Raw genomic sequence first — 17991 nt, forward strand, 5'->3', positions numbered from 1 at the left:
GCTCTTGGTCCGGTTCGGGCTAAGCTCATAAACAAAGGTCTCATTTATTCCCCTGAGCACGGTAAAGTCCGGTACACCGTCCCGAATTTTAAAGAATTTATCATTCGCCGAAGCGAATAGGAGCGCCATAGTGTCTACCTCAACCGATGCCCGCCGCAAGGAAGTCCTGCGCGCCATCGTGGCGGACTATATTGCCTCCCAGGAGCCCGTTGGCTCTAAGTCGCTCTTGGAGCGCTACCAATTGGGCGTCTCCTCGGCCACCATCCGCAATGACATGGCCGTGCTCGAATCCCAGGGCCTTATCTCCCAGCAGCACGCTAGTTCCGGCCGCGTGCCCACCCAGCAGGGCTACCGCCACTTTGTCGACTCGCTGCATGAGGTTAAGCCGCTGTCGGCCCCAGAGCGCCGCGCGATGCTCAACTTCTTGGAAGGCGGCGTCGACTTGGAGGACGTGCTGCGCCGTTCGGTGCAGTTATTGGCGCAGGTGACGAAGCAAGCGGCCGTCGTCCAGCTGCCCAACCTCAAGGTCTCGCGTGTTAAGCACTGCGAGGTCGTGGCGCTGTCCCCAGTGCGCCTGCTGCTGGTGCTTATCACCGATAACGGGCGCGTGGACCAGCGCAATGTGGAGCTCGATGAAATCATCGACCAGGATCAGACCTTCCGCCTGCGCGACATCGTCAATAGCGCGCTGGTAGGCAAGACGCTTAGCGACGCCTCCGTGGAACTTGCCCACCTTGTCGATGACGCCCCCTTGGATATCCGCCACCACGTGCTCAAGGTGGCCACCACGCTCATCGAGACCCTAGTGGAACAACCCTCCGACCGGCTGATTATGGCCGGTGCCTCCAACCTGACGCGCGTGGCCCGCGAGTTCCCGGAAGGCTTGCCCAAGATTATCGAGGCGTTAGAAGAACAGGTCGTCGTCCTCAAGCTGCTCGCCCGCGTGCCGGATCTCGGCAACGTCTCCGTGGTTATCGGCGAGGAAAACGAGGAAGACCAGCTGCGCCAAGCCTCCGTGGTAGCTACGGGCTATGGCCTCGGCACCGGCGATGAGGTGGCCACACTCGGCGGCCTTGGCGTGGTGGGGCCTACCTTTATGGATTACTCGGGAACAATTTCTAAGGTCTCTGCCGTTGCACGGTATGTGAGCGAAATTTTGGCCGGCGAGCAGTGCGAGTAAACTAGCTGGCCGCGCATAATTTTTTCAAGTTAACCCCAACAAGACGAATTAGAAGGAATATCTCTTACAGTGGCTCGTGACTATTACGGCATCCTCGGTGTTGATAAAAACGCAACTGACCAGGAGATTAAGAAGGCCTACCGCAAAATGGCCCGCAAGTATCACCCGGATCTAAACCCGGATGATGACGCTGCCGCGGAGAAGTTCCGCGATGCCGCGCTGGCCCAGGAGGTCCTGCTGGATCCGCAAAAGCGCCAAATCGTGGACATGGGCGGCGACCCCATGGAGCAGGGCGGCGGCGCCGGTGCCGGCGCCGGTGGCTTTAGCGGCTTCGGTGGCGGCGGCCTAGGCGATATCTTCGCCGAGTTCTTTGGCGGCGGGGCCGGCGGCTCCCGCGGCCCTAAGTCCCGCGTCCAGCCGGGCAACGATGCCCTGCTGCGCACCCGCATCACCTTGGAGGAGGCCTACACCGGCCTGAAGAAAAAGGTCACCGTGGATACCGCGGTGCTGTGCGATAGCTGCGGTGGTACCGGTTCCGAGTCCAAGGCCAAGGCGGTTACCTGCGATAACTGCAATGGCATGGGTGAAATCCAGGAGATGCAGCGCAGCTTCCTGGGCAACGTCATGACCACCCGTCCGTGCCCGAAGTGCCAGGGCTTTGGCGAGGTCATCACCGATCCGTGCAATCACTGCGCCGGTGACGGCCGCGTGAAGAAGCGTCGCGATATCACCGTTAATATCCCGGCCGGCATCAATGACGGTATGCGTATCCGCATGGCCTCCCAGGGCGAGGTAGGCCACGGCGGCGGCCCGGCCGGCGACCTGTACGTTGAGGTCCACACAGAGGAGCACCCCGTCTTCCAGCGCAATGCTGATGACTTGAACCTCACCGTGCGCGTGCCGATGATCGATGCCGCACTGGGCACCAACTTCACCATCGACCAGCTAAGTGGCGAAGAGCTCACCATCGATATCGAGCCGGGCACCCAGCCGGGCGAGTCCATCAAGATCGAAGGCGCCGGCATGCCGCGCCTGCGCACCGATGGCTACGGTAACCTCTTTGCCCACGTGGACGTCGTTGTGCCGAAGGACCTCGACCGCAAGACCCGCGAGTCCCTGGAGAAGATCCGCAACTCCCGCGACGAGGGCGCGCGCGTGCGTACCACCGGCGATGGTCAGGAGGAATCCTTCTTCAGCCGCATTCGCGATAAGTTCCGCCGCTAATGTCGCTGCCCGTCTTCATCCACCCGGACCTTTCCGCCGCGCGCACCGGTGAGGCCTTCAGCTTTTCCGGCCCAGAGGCCCGCCACGCCGTGACGGTCAAGCGCATGAGGGAGGGCGAGCGCCTCGAGCTTATCGACGGCACCGGTACCCGCCTTACCCTCACCATCACCGCTACCTCGGGCAAGGACTCCTTGGAAGGCACGGTCGAGTCCATTGTGACCACGCCCGAGCCCACCCCGCGCGTGACCGTGGTGCAGGCCATCCCGAAATCCGAGCGTGCCGAGCTCGCCGTGGATCTCGCCACCCAAGCCGGCGCGGATGAGATTATCGCCTGGCAGGCGGACCGCTGCGTGGCCAAATGGGACGGCAAGAAGGCACCCAAAGCAGTGGCTAAGTGGCAGGCGGCCGCGGATTCCGCGGCTAAGCAATCCCGCCGCGCCCGCATCCCCCAGGTGCGCGGTCCGCTGACCACCCCGCAGCTCGTCCAAAAGCTCACCGGTGGCCGCGACGGCGCTTCCTCCAACGCCCCCACTGTGCTCGTGTTGCACGAGGAAGCAACCGTCTCCATCAAGGACGTGCCACTGACGGACGATGTCGTCCTGCTCGTCGGCCCCGAGGGCGGCATCGGCGACGCCGAGCTCGATCGCCTCAAAGAAGCCGGCGCCATGCCCATCAAGCTTGGCCCGGAAGTGCTGCGTACAGCGAGTGCAGCAATGGTGGCGCTAGCGGCAATCGGCATGCGCACCGAGCGTTGGTAGGCGGCGCTGGTAGCCTAAAGCACGTGCCTATCATCACGAAGAAATGTGAGCTAGATTCCGCCTACGTCAGCAGCGTGCTGGGTAGTGCGGACGATAACCTGCGCGTGCTCAATAACCGCCTGGATGCGGACCTTTTTGCCCGCGGCAATGTCGTCACCGTCACCGGTCCTGATTATGAGGTGGCCCGTGCCGCCAAGATCCTCGATGAGCTCGAGGCCATCGCCCGCCGCGGCCACGCCGTGTCTACCGATACGGTCAAGCACACCATGGACATGGTGGCCGTGGAGGCGCCGCAGTCGGTCTCGGCGGCGCTGGCGGCGGACATCGTCAAGCGCCGCGGCAAGGCCGTCCGCCCAAAGACAGTGGGCCAGTCTGAATACGTGCAGGCCATCGACGATAATACGGTGGTCTTTGGTATCGGCCCGGCCGGTTCCGGCAAGACCTACCTGGCGGTGGCCAAGGCCGTGCAGGCCCTGCAGACCAAGCAGGTCTCGCGCATCATTCTCACCCGCCCGGCCGTGGAAGCAGGGGAGAAGCTGGGCTTTTTGCCGGGCACGCTCAATGACAAGATTGATCCTTACCTGCGCCCGCTATATGACGCTCTGCGAGACATGCTCGACCCAGAGATGATCCCCAAGCTCATGGAGGCCGGCATCATCGAGGTCGCCCCGCTGGCCTATATGCGCGGCCGCACGTTGAACGATGCCTTTGTCATTCTTGACGAGGCCCAAAACACCACACCCGCGCAGATGAAGATGTTCCTCACGCGCCTGGGCTTTGGCACCAAGATTGTGGTTACCGGCGATATCTCGCAGGTAGACCTCCCGCATGGTCAGGTCTCCGGCCTGCGCATCGTGCGCCGCATCCTGCGCAACGTGGAAGATATTCACTTCGCGGACTTGGGTTCCAAAGACGTGGTGCGCCACCAGCTAGTCGGGCGCATCGTCAATGCCTATGAGACCTTTGATAATAAGAAAGCCGCTGAATACGAGGGAATGGAATGAGTATCGAATTTCTCAATGAATCCGGCTTCGAAGGCGTCAACGAGGAGATGCTGATTGACGTCGCCTCTTATGCCTTCGGTGCTATGGACATCAATCCCGATGCCGAGTGCACTATCACTTGTGTGGATTTGAAGACCATCGAGGATCTCCACGTGCGCTGGATGGATCTGGAAGGCCCCACCGATGTCATGAGCTTCCCCATGGACGAGCTCACCCCCGGTGCGATTGCGGGTGGCGGCCGCCCCGATGCCGCCGATCCCGGCCCTGCCATGCTCGGCGATATCGTGCTGTGCCCCGAGTTTGCCCTGCGCCAAGCAGAGGCCGCCGGCCATTCCCTGGGCCACGAGCTTGCCCTGCTTACCGTCCATGGCTGCCTGCACCTGCTGGGCTATGACCACTCCACTCCGGCCGAGGAAAAGGAAATGTTCGGCCGGCAAAACGAGCTGCTCGCGGATTGGTACGACGATGCGGCCGAGCGCGGAGTTTCCTATCAGCCCAAGCCCTCCGGACCGAAGGCTTTTCCCGACGCCGCCGAGCGCGCCAACCTAGACAAGCAGGTTCCTGGTGGGGGCATCCCTGCGGTGGGAGAACCACAAGATCGCCCGGAAGAATAATTTTCCGGTTTCTTTTGTGAGCGCGTGCGCCGCGTAGCACAATGGAAACCTATGACTATCCTTTCCATCCAGTCCCACGTCACCTACGGCCACGTTGGCAACTCCGCGGCCGTCTTTCCCCTGCAGCGCGCCGGCCATGAGGTATGGCCGGTCCACACGGTGAATTTTTCCAACCACACCGGCTACGGCGACTGGGGCGGACCGATGATTCCGGCCAGCGATGTCACCTCCATCATCGATGGCATTGAAAAGCGCGGCGCCTTCCCACAGATCGATGCCATCCTTTCCGGCTACCAGGGCGGCGCCGACATTGCCGACGCCATCGTGGAAACCGTCCGCCGCATCAAGGCCGCCAACCCCAAGGCCCTTTACGCCTGTGATCCGGTGATGGGCAATGCTAAGTCCGGCTGCTTTGTCTCCGATGAGATCCCGCCGCTCTTGCGCGACCGCGTCGTTCCCGTCGCCGATATCATTACCCCCAACCAATTTGAGCTGGGTTACCTCACCGATTCCGAGGTTGGCACCCTCGATCAAACCCTTGCCGCGGTGAAGAAGGCACAGGAAATCGGTCCGAAGACCGTGCTGGTTACCTCCGTTAAGCGCCCCGAGACTGCCGACGACCAGATTGAGATGCTTGCCGTCGACGGCGACCGCGCTTTCTTGGTGTCCACTCCGCTGCTGCCGTTCAAGCGCAACGGCTCCGGCGACGTCACCGCCGCCTTGTTTACCGGCCACTACACCGAGACCAGCGACGTCAAGGAGTCCCTGCGTCGCACCGCCTCTTCCGTGTATGACCTGCTGGAAAACACCTATGAAGCCGAGTCTGCTGAGCTCCGCCTCATTCAGGCGCAGGACGTCTTCGCTCACCCGCGCATGCAGTTCGACGCCGAGGAGCTTTAGGCCTGGGCGGCCCCGTTCGCGCGCGTGGGAACCCGTGAAGTTTGGCCTCCTAAAGTTAGGTCCATTCTGATCGAGCCGATCTGAGGAAAACTTCCCCTCAGATCGGCCTTTTCGCCCTCAATTCGGCCCGATCACCTTGGACTTTTCTCCTCTGCTCCCTTAAGAACCCGCACCTACGCCCACCCCAAGGTCTATCGAGTGTCGGCCGAGCTGAGTAAACTTTCCCTTCAGCTCGGCTCTCTTATTTCATCAAAGGCGGCTTACGACGAGTCTCTCATACGAGACTACTTCTCTGGATGAATAGTGTGGCGTACTACCACAACATCAGTAATATGGCTCCCGTCACATCATCTACTTTGCGATAGGAGCCCACCATGTCCAGCACCGGCAGCATCAGCGCATCCCCCGACGGCCTGTTGATGGCCCTCATGCAGTACCCCGTTCCCGTGGTCAATACCCCGGAAGACGTCCAAGCCAGCGTGGACGAAATTTGCCGCATGGTGGGTTCCACCAAGGCGGGCTACCCGGACCTCGACCTTATTGTCTTCCCGGAATATTCATCCTCCGGTCTCAATACCAAGATTTGGTCCTATGATGAATTCCTCATCGGCCTCGATGACCCAAAGGTGGACCAGTTCAAGCAGGCCTGCAAGGACAATGATGTCTGGGGCGTCTTTTCCATCATGGAGCCAAACCATGAGGAAGGAAAGCCGCCCTTTAATACCGCCATCATCATCAACTCCGACGGTGAAATCGCCCTGCACTACCGTAAGCTGCAGCCATGGACTCCCATCGAGCCTTGGTACCCAGGCGATTTGGGCATGCCGGTTTGCGACGGCCCGAAGGGCTCCAAGCTCGCTGTAAACATTTGCCACGACGGCATGTTCCCTGAGCTCGCACGCGAGGCTGCGTACAAGGGCGCCAACGTCTATATCCGCATCTCTGGCTACTCCACGCAAACCCAGGATCAGTGGATCATGACCAATAAGACGAATGCCTTCCAAAACCTGATGTACACCGCATCCGTAAACCTGGCTGGCTATGACAACACCTTCTACTACTTCGGTGAAGGCAACGTCTGCAATTACGATGGCCACATGATTTCTGAGGGCCACCGCAATCCCGGCGAAATCGTCACCGCCGAAATCTTCTCTGAGCTGGCTGACAAGGCCCGCATCAACTGGGGCCTAGAAAACAACATCTTCAACCTAGGCAACCGCGGGTACGTTGGCTACCCCGGTGGCAAGACTGACAACTATCTCACCTGGGTCGAGGACTTGGCCAAGGGCGAGTACAAACTGCCTTGGGCTGACGACGTCCGCATCAAGGACGGCTGGAAGTACTACCCGGACGGCCCGCAGCTCGGCCCACTGCCGGACGAGTTTAAATAAGCCCTGCTAATCCACCACCAAGGCCCTGCACCCGTTTGACGGGTGCAGGGCCTTGACGTTGCTTAACGCTCTGCCTCTTTTCTGTTAATACTCGTAGCCTTCAACCGCACCCGTATCCGAATCGGCTGGCGCATCCGTAACCGCGCCAGACTCTGGTGCGTAACCTGCATCTATATCGCCGTAGCTATCGGGATAGTCCGAATCGGAAGGTGGAAGACCTCCATTGCACAGTTCGGCCCATTCCTCGGGGTACTTGTATCGTCCTTCTAAACCGCCACAGACTGCTTCAGCGCGTACGGAACGCCGGTGGGACGGCGTATCGCATAGTTCTGTAGGTCTTTCGGTGCCGTCAGAAAATGTGCCGATGATGGTCAAGTTTCCCGGATCGCAATACAGGAGCTCCGGCTCGGCAGCCACGGCTTGGGGTTGGGTCTCCGGCTCGGGAGCGACACTTTCTGCAGGTTCTTCAGTCATGCTCTCTTCACTGCTGGTGGTAGAAGAAGTGGTGGTTGAAGAATTGGAGGTGCTGGAAGAAGAGGTTGCGGAGGAACTCGTGCTCGTCTCTGGGGACGGTTCAGAATCTGGAGAGGAGCATGCGGAGAGGAAGAGAGTAAGTGCAGCGCCCAGAATTAAGGCAGGAGACTTGCGGGACATGAAGGGACCTTTCGGAGAGTAAGCACGGTTTGTGCTGGGGAGAGAGGTTTCTCCATAGATTAGCCCTATGCCGCTTCACCGGTGCGAATTGGCCATGAACTAATCGGAGATCTTGACTCTGTGGGCTATTATTGCGGGTAATGAGTTCTGATTTTGATGCACAGTTTGATGCGGCATTCGAGGGCCTGCCAGAAGACCCCGATGATGCCGTGTCGGAAGGCGCCGAGAATACGGCAGCCCCGCTTGATTATTCGCAATACACCGATACCCCGGAGGGTTTCCGCTCGGGCTTCGTATCCTTTGTCGGGCGCCCGAATACCGGCAAGTCCACGCTGACTAATGCCCTGGTGGGGCAAAAGATTGCGATTACCGCTGACCAGCCGGAGACCACCCGCCATACCATCCGGGGCTTGGTACACCGCGAAGACGCTCAAGTTATCGTCGTGGATACGCCGGGTCTGCACCGTCCGCGCACCTTGTTGGGCGAGCGCCTCAACGAGGTGGTCAAGGATACCTACGCTGATGTGGACGTTATTGGCCTGACCATCCCGGCCGATGAAAAAATTGGCCCGGGTGACCGCTGGATCCTGGAAAACGTGCGCAGCATCGCGCCAAAGACCCCGATCATCGGCATCGTCACCAAGCTGGATAAGGCCAGCAAGGACCAGGTAGGCGCCCAGCTTCTGGCCCTGCACGAACTGCTTACCCAGGAGGATCCGAATGCGGTAGTCATACCGGTGTCCTCCAAGGAGGGCGTGCAGCTTGATGAGCTGGTGCAGGTCATCGTGGACCACCTGCCAGAAGGCCCGAAATTCTACCCGGATGACCACATCACCGATGAGGGCCAGGAAAAGCGCATCGAGGAACTCATTCGTGAAGCCGCCCTGTCCGGCTTGAAGGCGGAGCTGCCACACTCGGTGGCGGTGCAGGTTGATGAGATGCTGCCATCGCGCACCCGGGAGGGCGTGCTGGATATCCACGCCATTTTGTACTTGGAACGCCCCGGCCAAAAGCGCATTATCGAGGGCAAGGATGGCCTGCGCTTCCGTCGCATTGTGGGCAACGCCCGCAAGGAGATTATGAAGCTGCTGGGCCAAAACGTGTACTTGGACCTGCGCATCAAGGTGTTGAAAAATTGGCAGTCTGACCCGAAGTCGCTGGGCAGGCTCGGGTTTTAAACCACTATGCGCGAGAACTATCGTGACCGCGCAGTGGTCATCCGCACCTATGATTTTGGCGAGGCCGATCGCGTCATAGTCCTGCTTACCCGCGATCATGGCCTCGTGCGCGCGGTGGCCAAGGGCGTGCGCCGTGCCAAGTCGCGCTTTGGTTCGCGCCTGCAGCTCTTTGTCAACCTCGATGTCCAGCTGTATGTGGGAAAAAATCTAGCCACCATTTCCCAAGCGGATACGGTGGATTACTTTGGCGCGCGCCTCATTGAGGATTATGAGCGCTACACAGCCGCGTGCGCAGTGCTGGAATCGGCAGAGCACCTTGCGTTTGCCGACGCCGCCCATGACCCCTACCTCTACGAATCCGTCACCGCGACCTTGGAGCAGCTGCAAACCTCAGACCCGACCATGGCGCTGGATGCATTTTTGCTGCAGGCGATGTCGCATGCCGGCTGGGCACCGAGCCTTTTCAACTGCGCCCAGTGCAACCGGCCCGGCCCGCACCACGCCTTTCACCCGGCGGTTGGTGGGGCGGCGTGCCACGAATGCCGGCCGCCGGGTGCGGCCGAGGTAGACCCCGAAACCCTGCACCACCTGTGGCTTTTAGCGCATAACTATCCGACGAATCCAACGAATGCGCAAAAGCAGGAGGGGCACCGCCTAGCGCGGGCGCACCTGCAGTGGCACATGGAGCGCAATGTTTCCGCATTGCAGGTAATGGAGCAGTAGAATATAGCCCGTGATTACGCCAGACCCGAACCGCACTTTGACCCCGCCGAATATCCCGGACGAGTTCATGCCGCGCCATATTGCGCTGGTTATGGATGGCAATGGCCGCTGGGCCCAGGAAAAAGGCATGAAGCGCACCGAGGGACATAGGCGCGGCGAAGCCGTGCTTCTTGACGTCGTCGATGCCTGCCTTGCCGCCGGCGTTCCTTATCTTTCGGCCTATGCCTTCTCCACGGAGAATTGGCGCCGCAGCCCCGAGGAGGTCCGCTTCCTTATGGGCTTTAACCGCGATGTGCTGCGCCGCCAGCGCGAGTGGCTCAATGAGCGCGGTGTGCGCGTAGTGTGGGCCGGCCGCCGCCCGCGCCTATGGCGCTCAGTGATTAAGGAGCTCGAGGCTGCCCAGGAGCTGACCAAGGATAATACCAAGATGACCTTGGCCATGTGTGTGAACTACGGCGGTAGGGCAGAGTTGGTGGATGGCTTTAGGGACATCGCCAAGCAAGTTGCAGCCGGCGAGCTCAACCCACGCGATATTAAGGAAGAAACCATCGCGCAGCATCTCTATGATCCGGACATGCCGGATGTGGATCTCTTCCTGCGCCCGTCCGGGGAGAAGCGCACCTCCAACTTCCTACTGTGGCAGTCCGCGTATGCGGAGATGATTTACCAGGATAAGCTCTTCCCGGATTTCACCCCGGAGGACCTGTTTGCCGCCATCGAGGAGTACGCGCGGCGCGACCGCCGCTTCGGTGGCGTTAAAAAGTAGCGCGCACCACAAATAAAACCTCAGGCTCCGGGGTGGAGACTGAGGTTAGGGGAGGGGGCGGCGGGTGGCCGTTTAGGCGGAAGCGGCGCAGTCGCTGCAGATGCCAAAGACCTCGGCATCGTGGCCGGTGAGCTCGAAGCCATAGTCCTTCGCTACGGAGGTGGCCCACTTTTCAATGGGGCCGCCGTCGATCTCCTCGGTGCGGCCACACTTAGTGCATACCAAGTGGTGGTGATGGGCGTCGGTCTCGCAATGGCGATAGAGGGTTTCGCCATTGGGCATGTGGAGCGCGTCTACCGCATCGATATCGGTTAGGGACTGCAGGGTGCGGTACACGGTGGTCAGGCCCACCTTCTCCTCGCGCTCTTGAAGCTCGTGGTAGATCTCCTTAGCGGAGGAGAATTTCTCCATTTCCCGGAGCACCTCGACGACTGCGGTGCGCTGCTTGGTATTGCGCGCTCCTAGTTTGGGAATACTGTCGTGTAAAGCCATGACCGCAATATTATCAATTCTTTTTCAACAACTGCATGCTCAGGCGGCTTTATATGCACGGAAGAGGGGTGGGCTAGGAGGCGATCCTGGCGGCGTCGGCAAGCAGGTCCAAAACCTGCGGCGCAATGAGCGAGTAGGTTACCTCGCGGCCGCTGCGCTCGGAGTCCACGATACCTGCCTGCTTGAGCACGCGCAGGTGCTGGCTGATAAGGGGCTGGGACTTGCCGGTGGCCTTGACCAGCTCGTGCACGAAGTGATCGCGCTCGGCCAAGCGAGAGATAATTGCGATGCGTAGGGGCGAATCGAGGGCGGCGATAACGCCGGCAGCCGCAGAAGTATTTGGGGCCTTGTAAGTGGTCGTCATAGGGAATGTCACCTTCAATTAAATACCTATTACCTGTCGGTCACCCTTATATTACCCGATACGTGCAATACGTTGTATTTATTTCAGATTAAATTCATGCCCCAATCCCACCGCCGGGAAGTGCTTCGGGTTAGACTGAACGAGATTGTCAAGACTGTCCCCTACCAGAGGAGTCCGAAAACTAATGGCATCCGTCATCGATACCGTTGTAAACCTGTGTAAGCGCCGCGGCTTGGTCTACCAGGCAGGTGAAATTTACGGCGGTTCCCGCTCCGCGTGGGACTACGGCCCTCTTGGTGTAGAGCTCAAGGAAAACATCAAGCGCCAGTGGTGGCGCCACATGGTTCAGTCCCGCGCAGACGTCGTGGGCGTAGATACCTCCGTCATCCAGCCGCGTCAGGTCTGGGTATCCTCCGGTCACGTCGAGGTCTTTTCTGACCCGCTGGTGGAATCCCGCCATACCGGCAAGCGCTACCGTGCCGACGACCTCATTGAAGCTTATGAGGAAAAGCACGGCCACGAGCCAGAAAACGGCCTGGCAGATATCAATGACCCGGAGACTGGCCAGCCGGGTGACTGGACCGAACCAAAGGCCTTCTCTGGTCTGCTCAAGACCTTCCTGGGGCCAGTCGATGATGAGCAGGGCCTGCACTACCTGCGCCCGGAGACCGCACAGGGTATCTTCGTCAACTTCAAGAATGTGATGACCTCTTCGCGCATGAAGCCGCCATTTGGCATCGCGAACATCGGCAAGTCTTTCCGCAACGAGATCACCCCGGGCAACTTCATCTTCCGCACCCGCGAGTTCGAGCAGATGGAGATGGAATTCTTCGTCAAGCCGGGCGAGGACGAAGAGTGGCACCAGTACTGGATTGATGACCGCTACAACTGGTACGTGGACCTGGGCATCAAGGAAGAAAACCTGCGCCTGTACGAGCACCCGAAGGAAAAGCTCTCCCACTACTCCAAGCGCACCGTGGACGTGGAGTACGCCTTTGGCTTCAAGGGCTCCAAGTGGGGCGAGCTGGAGGGCGTGGCCAACCGTACGGACTATGACCTGTCCGTACACGCCAAGGGCTCGGGCGAGGACCTGTCCTACTATGACCAGGCCAATGACGAGCGCTGGATCCCGTACGTTATCGAGCCGGCCGCCGGCCTGGGCCGTTCCATGATGGCCTTCCTGGTGGATGCCTACGATGAGGAAGAGGCTCCGAACGCCAAGGGCGGCACCGATAAGCGCGTGGTCCTGCGCTTGGACCGCCGCCTGGCACCGATCAAGGTGGCCGTACTGCCGCTGTCCAAGAAGGAAGAGCTCTCCGAGCCGGCCCGCAAGCTAGCCGATAAGCTGCGCGCCCACTGGAACGTGGACTTTGACGTCTCCGGTGCTATCGGCCGCCGCTACCGCCGCCAGGATGAGATCGGCACCCCGTTCTGCGTCACCTTCGACTTCGACACCCTCGAAGACGATGCCGTGACCGTGCGTGAGCGCGACACCATGGAGCAGGAGCGCGTGAAGCTCGATGACCTCGAGGCTTACCTCGCCGCCCGCCTGATTGGGTGCTAGGGATGCATTACACCAGCTGGGATCGCTCCGATCGCACAAAGCCCGTGCTCTTGGCCGAGGAAGGCCCGGAGCAGTTGGGCGTATTCTCGGAGCATTCCGCGGAGGTGGACGGCCACTTCTGGCGCACCGAGGTCAGTGACCTTGGCGCCTCTGCCACACTTGCCGACGGCTCCATTTACCGCCTCGCCGGCCGCCCCGGCCGCGACAAGCGCCTAGAGGCATCGCTCAATGGCCGTACCTTCACCTTCATCAACGAAAACAGCGGCGACTGGATCATCGATGACGTCGATGACGAAAAGGTAGGGCAGTTTACCGCGCGCAATTCCGGCGTGCGCAAGGCCATCCTCGAATTCGAGCACGATGCCGAGGGCCTGACCGCCGCGGAAATCGCCGGCTTGAGCTGGTTTACCCGCGTCATCCTGGATGCCAATACCCAGGGCAAGGCCTGGGCCTGGATCATTACCTTGGTCCTGGCATCCATCGTCGCCCTCGTCGCGCTATTCGTCCTCTAATGACTGCACAGTGGACCTGGCGCGCGGGCGCTCTCACCAACGCCGAGGGGCACGAGCTTGCCTCCGTGCGCGACGGCGTGCTTGCCACCGCGGCCGGCGAGCGCCTCACAGTAGAATCCTCGCTGGATTCTTCCTCCCCGCGGTTCTTCCTGCGCGCGCAGACCGCCGCGGGCGAGGATTTCTCGGTCACCCAGGCCGGGATGACTGTCACCCGCTTGCGCGCGATCTGCGCTGACCGCGAGTACCTGCTGGAGCGCCGCAACCCCTTCCGCCGCGAGCGCCGCATCGTGGCCCGCGGCACGGGCAACGAGGTTGCCAGCACCGCGCCGGCCGGCGGCGGCCTGCGCGTGAGCGTGGGCGAGCTGCCGGAGCTCGACGCCATCTTCTTGAGCTACGCCTGCTTGCTTCTCGACGCCACCCCGCGCACCCTGCGCACCTAGCCCTGCGCCGGTGAGATCCGGGAGTCGGGCCACCCGCGCGCGAGCCCAGGGCAGGGCTGCCGGGCCGTGGGGCGGAGTGGGCAGGCTAGGCGGAATGGGCGGGTTAGAAGGAGCCGCCGCGGAAGCCGCCTCCGCCGCCACCGCCGAAGTCCCCGCCGCCAAAGCTTCCCCCGCCGAAGCCGCCGCCTCCGAAACCACCGCCGAAGCCGCGGCCGCCGCCGAGCATTTGGCCAAGGACCATACCGGTCACGACATTGCCGGCGGCGTTGCCCATCTGCTGGCGCTGCTGGCGGCGACGGTGCTCGTCGATGTCATCCTTAGCGCGTTGCAGCGCCGCCTGGGCTGCGGCCACCGCCTCGCGGGAGGACTGGAGAGCGGCGCGGATATCGCTGCGCTCGGTGTGGAGGGCTTGGGCGTGGAGGCGTTTGGCGTCGGCAAGCGCGGTGCGCGCACCCGAGCCGATGATGCGCCCGCGGGAGGAAATGAGGTCCTCTGCAGCCTGAATATTGGATTCCGCTACGGAAATCTGCTGGCGGAAGAGATCCAGCTGGCGCGCGTGCGTGGAGGTCTTCTCGCGCACGCGGTCGAGTGCTTCATCTAGTTGGGTATCGATAGAGGTCAGCGCGGTGTGCTGGCCTAGCGGATCCTGCTGGCCGTGGGTCTTGGTCTCGTTGACGGCGGTGCCGGCGCGGCCGATCAGATCCTCGAGCTTGTCCCAATCCGCGGTGGTTCCCTGGGCCTTGCCTTGGCGCTCGAGTTCGCGAGCCTCGTCGATTTCGCCCTCGACCTCGGCAATGAGGGACTCGAGGTTGCCACGGGCGGTGGCAATATTCTCCTCAGCGTTTTCCACACCGGTCAGCAGGCGATCCGTCATCTCACAGGAGTGCTCGATATCGCGAATAAGTCCCACGAGCGGGCCTTGTTGGCCGGCCGGCTGCTCTTGGACCTTCCGGGCCTTGTCTAGCAACTTTTCGGCCTCATCGAGGGAAGCGGCGGCAAGCTCGGGATTATCGGCAATGGAGGAGAGCACGTGCTCGTCATAGTTGGACTTCAGGCCGGTCAGCGTGGACTCGGCTTCCGGCAGGCGGGCGCGCAGGCCCACGGTGCGCTGGGTGAGCTCATCTAGCTTTTCATCGGAGTGGATGAGCAGATCGCGCATCTTGGCAAACTCCTCGGCCTGTGCATCGAGGGCATCATCGGCCTGGCCGCAGGAGGAGACGATTTCTACCAGCATCTGGCGCCGCTCGGCCGGGGACTCCGGCACGGCATCATCCAAGCGCTGGCGCAGGTGGAAGGCCTTTTGCAGGGTAGAGGTGGAGTGGTTCATCGCCTTGGTAAATGGGCGCACGCGCTCTGGACCGAACTCGGAAAGCGCGATATTAAGCTCCTCCTTACCGCGGCGGATGGACTCATCGGTAGAGACCAACTCCTCCTGGGCCAGCTGGTCCAAAGTCTCCAGCGGCAGGCGGCCCAGCTGATCGGTATCGCCCGGGGCGATTTCGCGGGCCGACTCGAGCGTCTGCGCCTTATTCTTCTTAGTATTGCGGCGGGAGTAGTACATGATTCCGCCACCGGCGGCGACGATGGCGGCCGCACCCCCGCCCAGCCACGCTAGGCCGGAAGAATCGGAGGAGCTGGAGGAACTGGAGTTGCCCAAGGCGGCGTCGGCAAGCGCGAGGGCCGACGCACCGTACTCGTCACTGGCCAGCTTGTCATAGGCGGCGTCATACATCTGATCCAGCCGGCCCTTAGGCCAAGCATCGCCGGTCTGTACGCCCATCTTGCGGTCATTGATGGATAGCGCATAGACCGCGGAGTTCGGCCCCTTGTCCTTGACTGCCTGGGCGGCCAAGCTTTCCGGATCCGTGCCCAACTCATCAGTGATGTAGACAAAGAGCGTTAAGTGCTCCTCTTTTTGCAGCTGGCCGATCTTCTCCCTGAGCTCGGCCTTTTCTTGCGTGCTTAATACCCCGGCCTCATCGGTGACCTTGTCCTGGAGGGTGGCAGTGCCCTGCGCCACGGTGGTGGTCTCGGCGGCAAAGGCAGACCCCGCACCGATAGAGGTGCAGCCCAAAATGAAAGCGGCGATGGCCGCGCGGCCCAAACGTGCACTCAAATTCATGCCCACCACTTTACCGGCCACCCTTCGCCCTCGGGCAGGTAGTGTAGTGGGGCAGTGAAGTACGCAATTGTTTTAGGAACCGCCCAATACGATGGCCGCCCTTCCCGGATCTTGGCCGGCCGCCTGCGCCATGCTGGTGAGCTCGCCACCGCCGAGGGACTGGAGGTCATTACCGTAGGCGGCAAGCTGCCCGGGGATAGGTTTACTGAGGCCGGTGTCGGCCGCACCTTTTTGCGCGAGCACTTCCCACACCTGACCGTGCATGCGGTGGAGGAGGGGATGGATACCCGCAGCTCCCTGTGCGCGGTCAAGGAAGCCTTCGCGCTTTCTAGCGCCACCATCATCACCGATCCCCTCCACCGCCCGCGCACCGCCCTCATCGCCCGCCAAGAGGGCATCAAGGCCACCGTCTCCGGCACGCCGTATTACCCGGCCGCGCGCTTTTCTAAGCCGTGGTGGCGCTACCTTGCCCATGAAACCGGTGGCGTGGCCTACGCGCTGGTGGCCGGCCTTTTGCCGCCGCGCGGCGCCGCGGCACTGCGCAATGGTTTCTACCGCGTGGAACAAGTGCTGCGGCCCAATCAAAAGCTGCGGCATCAGACGATTCAGCAGGAAGACGACCGCGCTTAAGCCACGTTGCTCACCCACAAGGCCTGTTGGCGGAATAAACTTTAGGCCGTGTCCTATTCTTATTCCGCCGCTGACTTTGCCCGCCTGGCCGATGAAAAGCCGAAGGGCTCAGCCTTCCACCCCGTGGAAGAGCACCGCGGGCTCTTCGCCCGCGATCGCGCCCGCGTGCTGCACTCGGCCGCGCTGCGCCGGCTAGCGGATAAAACGCAGGTCGTCGGACCACGCGACGGCGATACCCCGCGCACTCGGCTGACCCACTCCCTGGAGGTCGGCCAAATCGCGCGCAGCATCGGCTCCGGGCTCGGCCTCGATCCCGATCTCTGCGATATGGCCGGTCTGACCCATGACATCGGCCATCCGCCCTATGGCCACAACGGGGAGAATGCCCTCAATGAGGTTGCCCTCAACGGCTTTGAGGGCAACGCCCAAACTCTGCGTATCCTCACCCGCCTGGAGCCGAAAGTCATTGTGGACGATGCCCACGGCCAGCCCCAGAGCTTTGGTCTCAACCTCACCCGCGCGGCCCTTGACGGCGCCTGCAAATACCCCTGGACCAAGACCAACCCGGACGGCACCACCAACCGCAAGTACGGCGCCTACGACGAGGATGCGCACCTTTTGGACTGGCTGCGCGAGGGCCATGCCGATAACCGCAAGTGCATCGAGGCCCAGGTCATGGACTGGTCCGATGACATCGCCTACTCCGTGCATGACGTGGAAGATGGCATCATCTCCCGGCGCATCTCCCTTAACGTCCTTTGGGATCTAGTTGAGCTAGCCCAGCTGGCAGAAAAGGGCGCTAAAGCCTTTGGCGGCACCGCCGATGAGCTCTTGGAGGCGGCCGATAGCCTGCGCAACTTAAGCGTCATCAACGCCATCGGTGACTTTGACTATTCTTTACGCGACTACGCCAACCTCAAAAAGATGACCTCGGAGCTCGTCGGACGCTATGTGGGCGCGACCGTTGGCGCTACCAGCGAGGCCAATGCCGATCTCATCGCCTCCACTACCCTTGGCCGCATGCACGGCGACCTCGTTGTGCCCAAGCAAGCCGAAGCCGAAGTCAAGCTGCTGAAAACCATCGCGGTTCTCTATGTCATGGATGAACCCGCCCATCTTGCACGCCAAGACCGCCAGCGCGAGCGCATCTACCGCGTCTACGACTACCTCGTAGCCGGCGCCCCCGGCTCGCTCGATGCCACCTTCCGGCTGTGGTGGGAGCAGGCCGATTCTGATGCCGCCCGTGACCGCGCCATCATCGACCAGATTGCGTCCATGACCGAGTCCCGCCTGGAGCGCTTGGCCCGCCGGAGTGCGGAGCTGTCGGGGTTTTTGAGTTAGAACAAGCTTGGATTGTCCTAAGCCTGCGAGGCTCACAGTGTTCTATCGCGCTTGAAGGATCGTACTGGAGAGCCACCGTTTCAGCTCGGGCAAATTTCTATGACCTAAACAATGCGTGGCTCGTTAAGCCTGAA

The 17991-nt window shown here is 61.4% G+C and carries 20 protein-coding genes; 16 read left to right on the forward strand and 4 right to left on the reverse strand.

Features of this window, described 5'->3' with window-relative positions; translation table 11 throughout:
- The first annotated feature begins 130 nt into the window (after positions 1 to 130).
- From hrcA to LG376_RS06835, 7 genes are all read left to right on the forward strand, one after another.
- A complete protein-coding gene (gene hrcA, locus LG376_RS06805; protein ID WP_023020999.1) occupies positions 131 to 1180 on the forward strand; it encodes a heat-inducible transcriptional repressor HrcA in 1050 nt (349 codons plus the stop codon).
- A 69-nt stretch (positions 1181 to 1249) separates the two neighbouring features.
- A complete protein-coding gene (gene dnaJ / locus LG376_RS06810) occupies positions 1250 to 2404 on the forward strand; it encodes a molecular chaperone DnaJ (protein ID WP_225746599.1) in 1155 nt (384 codons plus the stop codon).
- The gene (locus LG376_RS06815; RefSeq protein ID WP_225746600.1) at positions 2404 to 3162 is read left to right on the forward strand and encodes a 16S rRNA (uracil(1498)-N(3))-methyltransferase; all 759 of its coding nucleotides are present in this window, start codon (positions 2404 to 2406) and stop codon (positions 3160 to 3162) included. Before dnaJ ends, LG376_RS06815 begins: the two co-directional genes overlap by 1 nt.
- A 23-nt stretch (positions 3163 to 3185) precedes the next feature.
- Positions 3186 to 4166, forward strand: a complete 981-nt coding sequence (locus tag LG376_RS06820; protein ID WP_225746601.1) for a PhoH family protein — start codon at positions 3186 to 3188, stop codon at positions 4164 to 4166.
- Positions 4163 to 4780, forward strand: a complete 618-nt coding sequence (gene ybeY, locus LG376_RS06825; protein WP_005326445.1) for an rRNA maturation RNase YbeY — start codon at positions 4163 to 4165, stop codon at positions 4778 to 4780. The genes LG376_RS06820 and ybeY overlap by 4 nt, the downstream gene beginning before the upstream one ends.
- Before the next feature lie 51 nt (positions 4781 to 4831).
- The gene (gene pdxY, locus LG376_RS06830) at positions 4832 to 5680 is read left to right on the forward strand and encodes a pyridoxal kinase PdxY (protein WP_225746602.1); all 849 of its coding nucleotides are present in this window, start codon (positions 4832 to 4834) and stop codon (positions 5678 to 5680) included.
- A 374-nt stretch (positions 5681 to 6054) separates the two neighbouring features.
- Positions 6055 to 7071, forward strand: a complete 1017-nt coding sequence (locus tag LG376_RS06835) for a formamidase (RefSeq protein ID WP_225746603.1) — start codon at positions 6055 to 6057, stop codon at positions 7069 to 7071.
- Positions 7072 to 7155: 84 nt separating this feature from the next.
- On the opposite strand, the gene LG376_RS06840 is transcribed toward LG376_RS06835, so the two are convergent.
- Positions 7156 to 7545, reverse strand: a complete 390-nt coding sequence (locus LG376_RS06840) for a hypothetical protein (RefSeq protein ID WP_225746604.1) — start codon at positions 7543 to 7545, stop codon at positions 7156 to 7158.
- Between LG376_RS06840 and LG376_RS06845 the strand changes: the two genes are divergently transcribed.
- The 4 genes from LG376_RS06845 to LG376_RS06860 all read left to right on the forward strand — a co-directional run bounded on the left by LG376_RS06845 (position 7544) and on the right by LG376_RS06860 (position 10392).
- Complete coding sequence (locus tag LG376_RS06845; RefSeq protein ID WP_225746605.1) at positions 7544 to 7747, forward strand: hypothetical protein; 204 nt, start codon at positions 7544 to 7546, stop codon at positions 7745 to 7747. The genes LG376_RS06840 and LG376_RS06845 overlap by 2 nt on opposite strands.
- A gap of 118 nt (positions 7748 to 7865) precedes the next feature.
- On the forward strand, positions 7866 to 8903 hold the full coding sequence (era, locus tag LG376_RS06850) for a GTPase Era (protein ID WP_225746606.1): 1038 nt from the start codon (positions 7866 to 7868) through the stop codon (positions 8901 to 8903).
- A gap of 6 nt (positions 8904 to 8909) precedes the next feature.
- Complete coding sequence (recO, locus tag LG376_RS06855) at positions 8910 to 9626, forward strand: DNA repair protein RecO (protein ID WP_225746607.1); 717 nt, start codon at positions 8910 to 8912, stop codon at positions 9624 to 9626.
- A gap of 10 nt (positions 9627 to 9636) precedes the next feature.
- Positions 9637 to 10392 carry an isoprenyl transferase gene (locus LG376_RS06860; RefSeq protein ID WP_005324214.1) on the forward strand — a complete coding sequence of 252 codons (756 nt, stop codon included), beginning with the start codon at positions 9637 to 9639 and terminating at the stop codon, positions 10390 to 10392.
- A gap of 72 nt (positions 10393 to 10464) precedes the next feature.
- On the opposite strand, the gene LG376_RS06865 is transcribed toward LG376_RS06860, so the two are convergent.
- Together LG376_RS06865 and LG376_RS06870 are read right to left on the reverse strand one after the other, a co-directional pair.
- The gene (locus LG376_RS06865; protein ID WP_049378544.1) at positions 10465 to 10884 is read right to left on the reverse strand and encodes a Fur family transcriptional regulator; all 420 of its coding nucleotides are present in this window, start codon (positions 10882 to 10884) and stop codon (positions 10465 to 10467) included.
- A gap of 73 nt (positions 10885 to 10957) precedes the next feature.
- Complete coding sequence (locus LG376_RS06870; RefSeq protein WP_049378545.1) at positions 10958 to 11248, reverse strand: helix-turn-helix transcriptional regulator; 291 nt, start codon at positions 11246 to 11248, stop codon at positions 10958 to 10960.
- Positions 11249 to 11432: 184 nt separating this feature from the next.
- Here LG376_RS06870 and LG376_RS06875 point away from each other — a divergent pair, with 184 nt between their 5' ends.
- The 3 genes from LG376_RS06875 to LG376_RS06885 are packed head-to-tail and all read left to right on the forward strand — an operon-like array spanning position 11433 to position 13764.
- Positions 11433 to 12812 (forward strand): glycine--tRNA ligase, encoded by a 1380-nt coding sequence (locus LG376_RS06875; protein WP_005326454.1) that lies wholly within the window; start codon positions 11433 to 11435, stop codon positions 12810 to 12812.
- A gap of 2 nt (positions 12813 to 12814) precedes the next feature.
- Complete coding sequence (locus LG376_RS06880; protein WP_225746608.1) at positions 12815 to 13324, forward strand: hypothetical protein; 510 nt, start codon at positions 12815 to 12817, stop codon at positions 13322 to 13324.
- Positions 13324 to 13764 (forward strand): hypothetical protein, encoded by a 441-nt coding sequence (locus LG376_RS06885; protein WP_225746609.1) that lies wholly within the window; start codon positions 13324 to 13326, stop codon positions 13762 to 13764. The genes LG376_RS06880 and LG376_RS06885 overlap by 1 nt, the downstream gene beginning before the upstream one ends.
- A 103-nt stretch (positions 13765 to 13867) precedes the next feature.
- Here the strand turns inward: LG376_RS06885 and LG376_RS06890 are convergent, their stop codons facing one another.
- Positions 13868 to 15886: a TPM domain-containing protein gene (locus LG376_RS06890; protein WP_225746610.1), complete on the reverse strand. Its 2019-nt coding sequence runs from the start codon at positions 15884 to 15886 to the stop codon at positions 13868 to 13870.
- A gap of 54 nt (positions 15887 to 15940) precedes the next feature.
- Here LG376_RS06890 and LG376_RS06895 point away from each other — a divergent pair, with 54 nt between their 5' ends.
- Positions 15941 to 16516, forward strand: coding sequence for a YdcF family protein (locus LG376_RS06895; RefSeq protein WP_225746611.1), 576 nt, complete (start codon positions 15941 to 15943; stop codon positions 16514 to 16516).
- A 48-nt stretch (positions 16517 to 16564) separates the two neighbouring features.
- Complete coding sequence (locus tag LG376_RS06900; protein ID WP_225746612.1) at positions 16565 to 17857, forward strand: deoxyguanosinetriphosphate triphosphohydrolase; 1293 nt, start codon at positions 16565 to 16567, stop codon at positions 17855 to 17857.
- Positions 17858 to 17991: the final 134 nt, after the last annotated feature.

It is taken from the genome of Corynebacterium sp. Marseille-P4611 (assembly GCF_916618765.1).
Lineage (GTDB): Bacteria > Actinomycetota > Actinomycetes > Mycobacteriales > Mycobacteriaceae > Corynebacterium > Corynebacterium marquesiae.

Excerpts from the sequence above, each read along its gene's own strand:
- LG376_RS06815 (WP_225746600.1), top strand. The coding sequence starts at position 2,404 with ATGTCGCTGCCCGTCTTCATCCACCCGGACCTTTCCGCCGCGCGCACC.
- ybeY (WP_005326445.1), top strand. The coding sequence starts at position 4,163 with ATGAGTATCGAATTTCTCAATGAATCCGGCTTCGAAGGCGTCAACGAG.
- pdxY (WP_225746602.1), top strand. The coding sequence starts at position 4,832 with ATGACTATCCTTTCCATCCAGTCCCACGTCACCTACGGCCACGTTGGC.
- LG376_RS06835 (WP_225746603.1), top strand. The coding sequence starts at position 6,055 with ATGTCCAGCACCGGCAGCATCAGCGCATCCCCCGACGGCCTGTTGATG.
- LG376_RS06845 (WP_225746605.1), top strand. The coding sequence starts at position 7,544 with ATGCTCTCTTCACTGCTGGTGGTAGAAGAAGTGGTGGTTGAAGAATTG.
- LG376_RS06840 (WP_225746604.1), bottom strand. The coding sequence starts at position 7,545 with ATGACTGAAGAACCTGCAGAAAGTGTCGCTCCCGAGCCGGAGACCCAA.
- era (WP_225746606.1), top strand. The coding sequence starts at position 7,866 with ATGAGTTCTGATTTTGATGCACAGTTTGATGCGGCATTCGAGGGCCTG.
- recO (WP_225746607.1), top strand. The coding sequence starts at position 8,910 with ATGCGCGAGAACTATCGTGACCGCGCAGTGGTCATCCGCACCTATGAT.
- LG376_RS06865 (WP_049378544.1), bottom strand. The coding sequence starts at position 10,884 with ATGGCTTTACACGACAGTATTCCCAAACTAGGAGCGCGCAATACCAAG.
- LG376_RS06870 (WP_049378545.1), bottom strand. The coding sequence starts at position 11,248 with ATGACGACCACTTACAAGGCCCCAAATACTTCTGCGGCTGCCGGCGTT.
- LG376_RS06875 (WP_005326454.1), top strand. The coding sequence starts at position 11,433 with ATGGCATCCGTCATCGATACCGTTGTAAACCTGTGTAAGCGCCGCGGC.
- LG376_RS06880 (WP_225746608.1), top strand. The coding sequence starts at position 12,815 with ATGCATTACACCAGCTGGGATCGCTCCGATCGCACAAAGCCCGTGCTC.
- LG376_RS06885 (WP_225746609.1), top strand. The coding sequence starts at position 13,324 with ATGACTGCACAGTGGACCTGGCGCGCGGGCGCTCTCACCAACGCCGAG.
- LG376_RS06890 (WP_225746610.1), bottom strand. The coding sequence starts at position 15,886 with ATGAATTTGAGTGCACGTTTGGGCCGCGCGGCCATCGCCGCTTTCATT.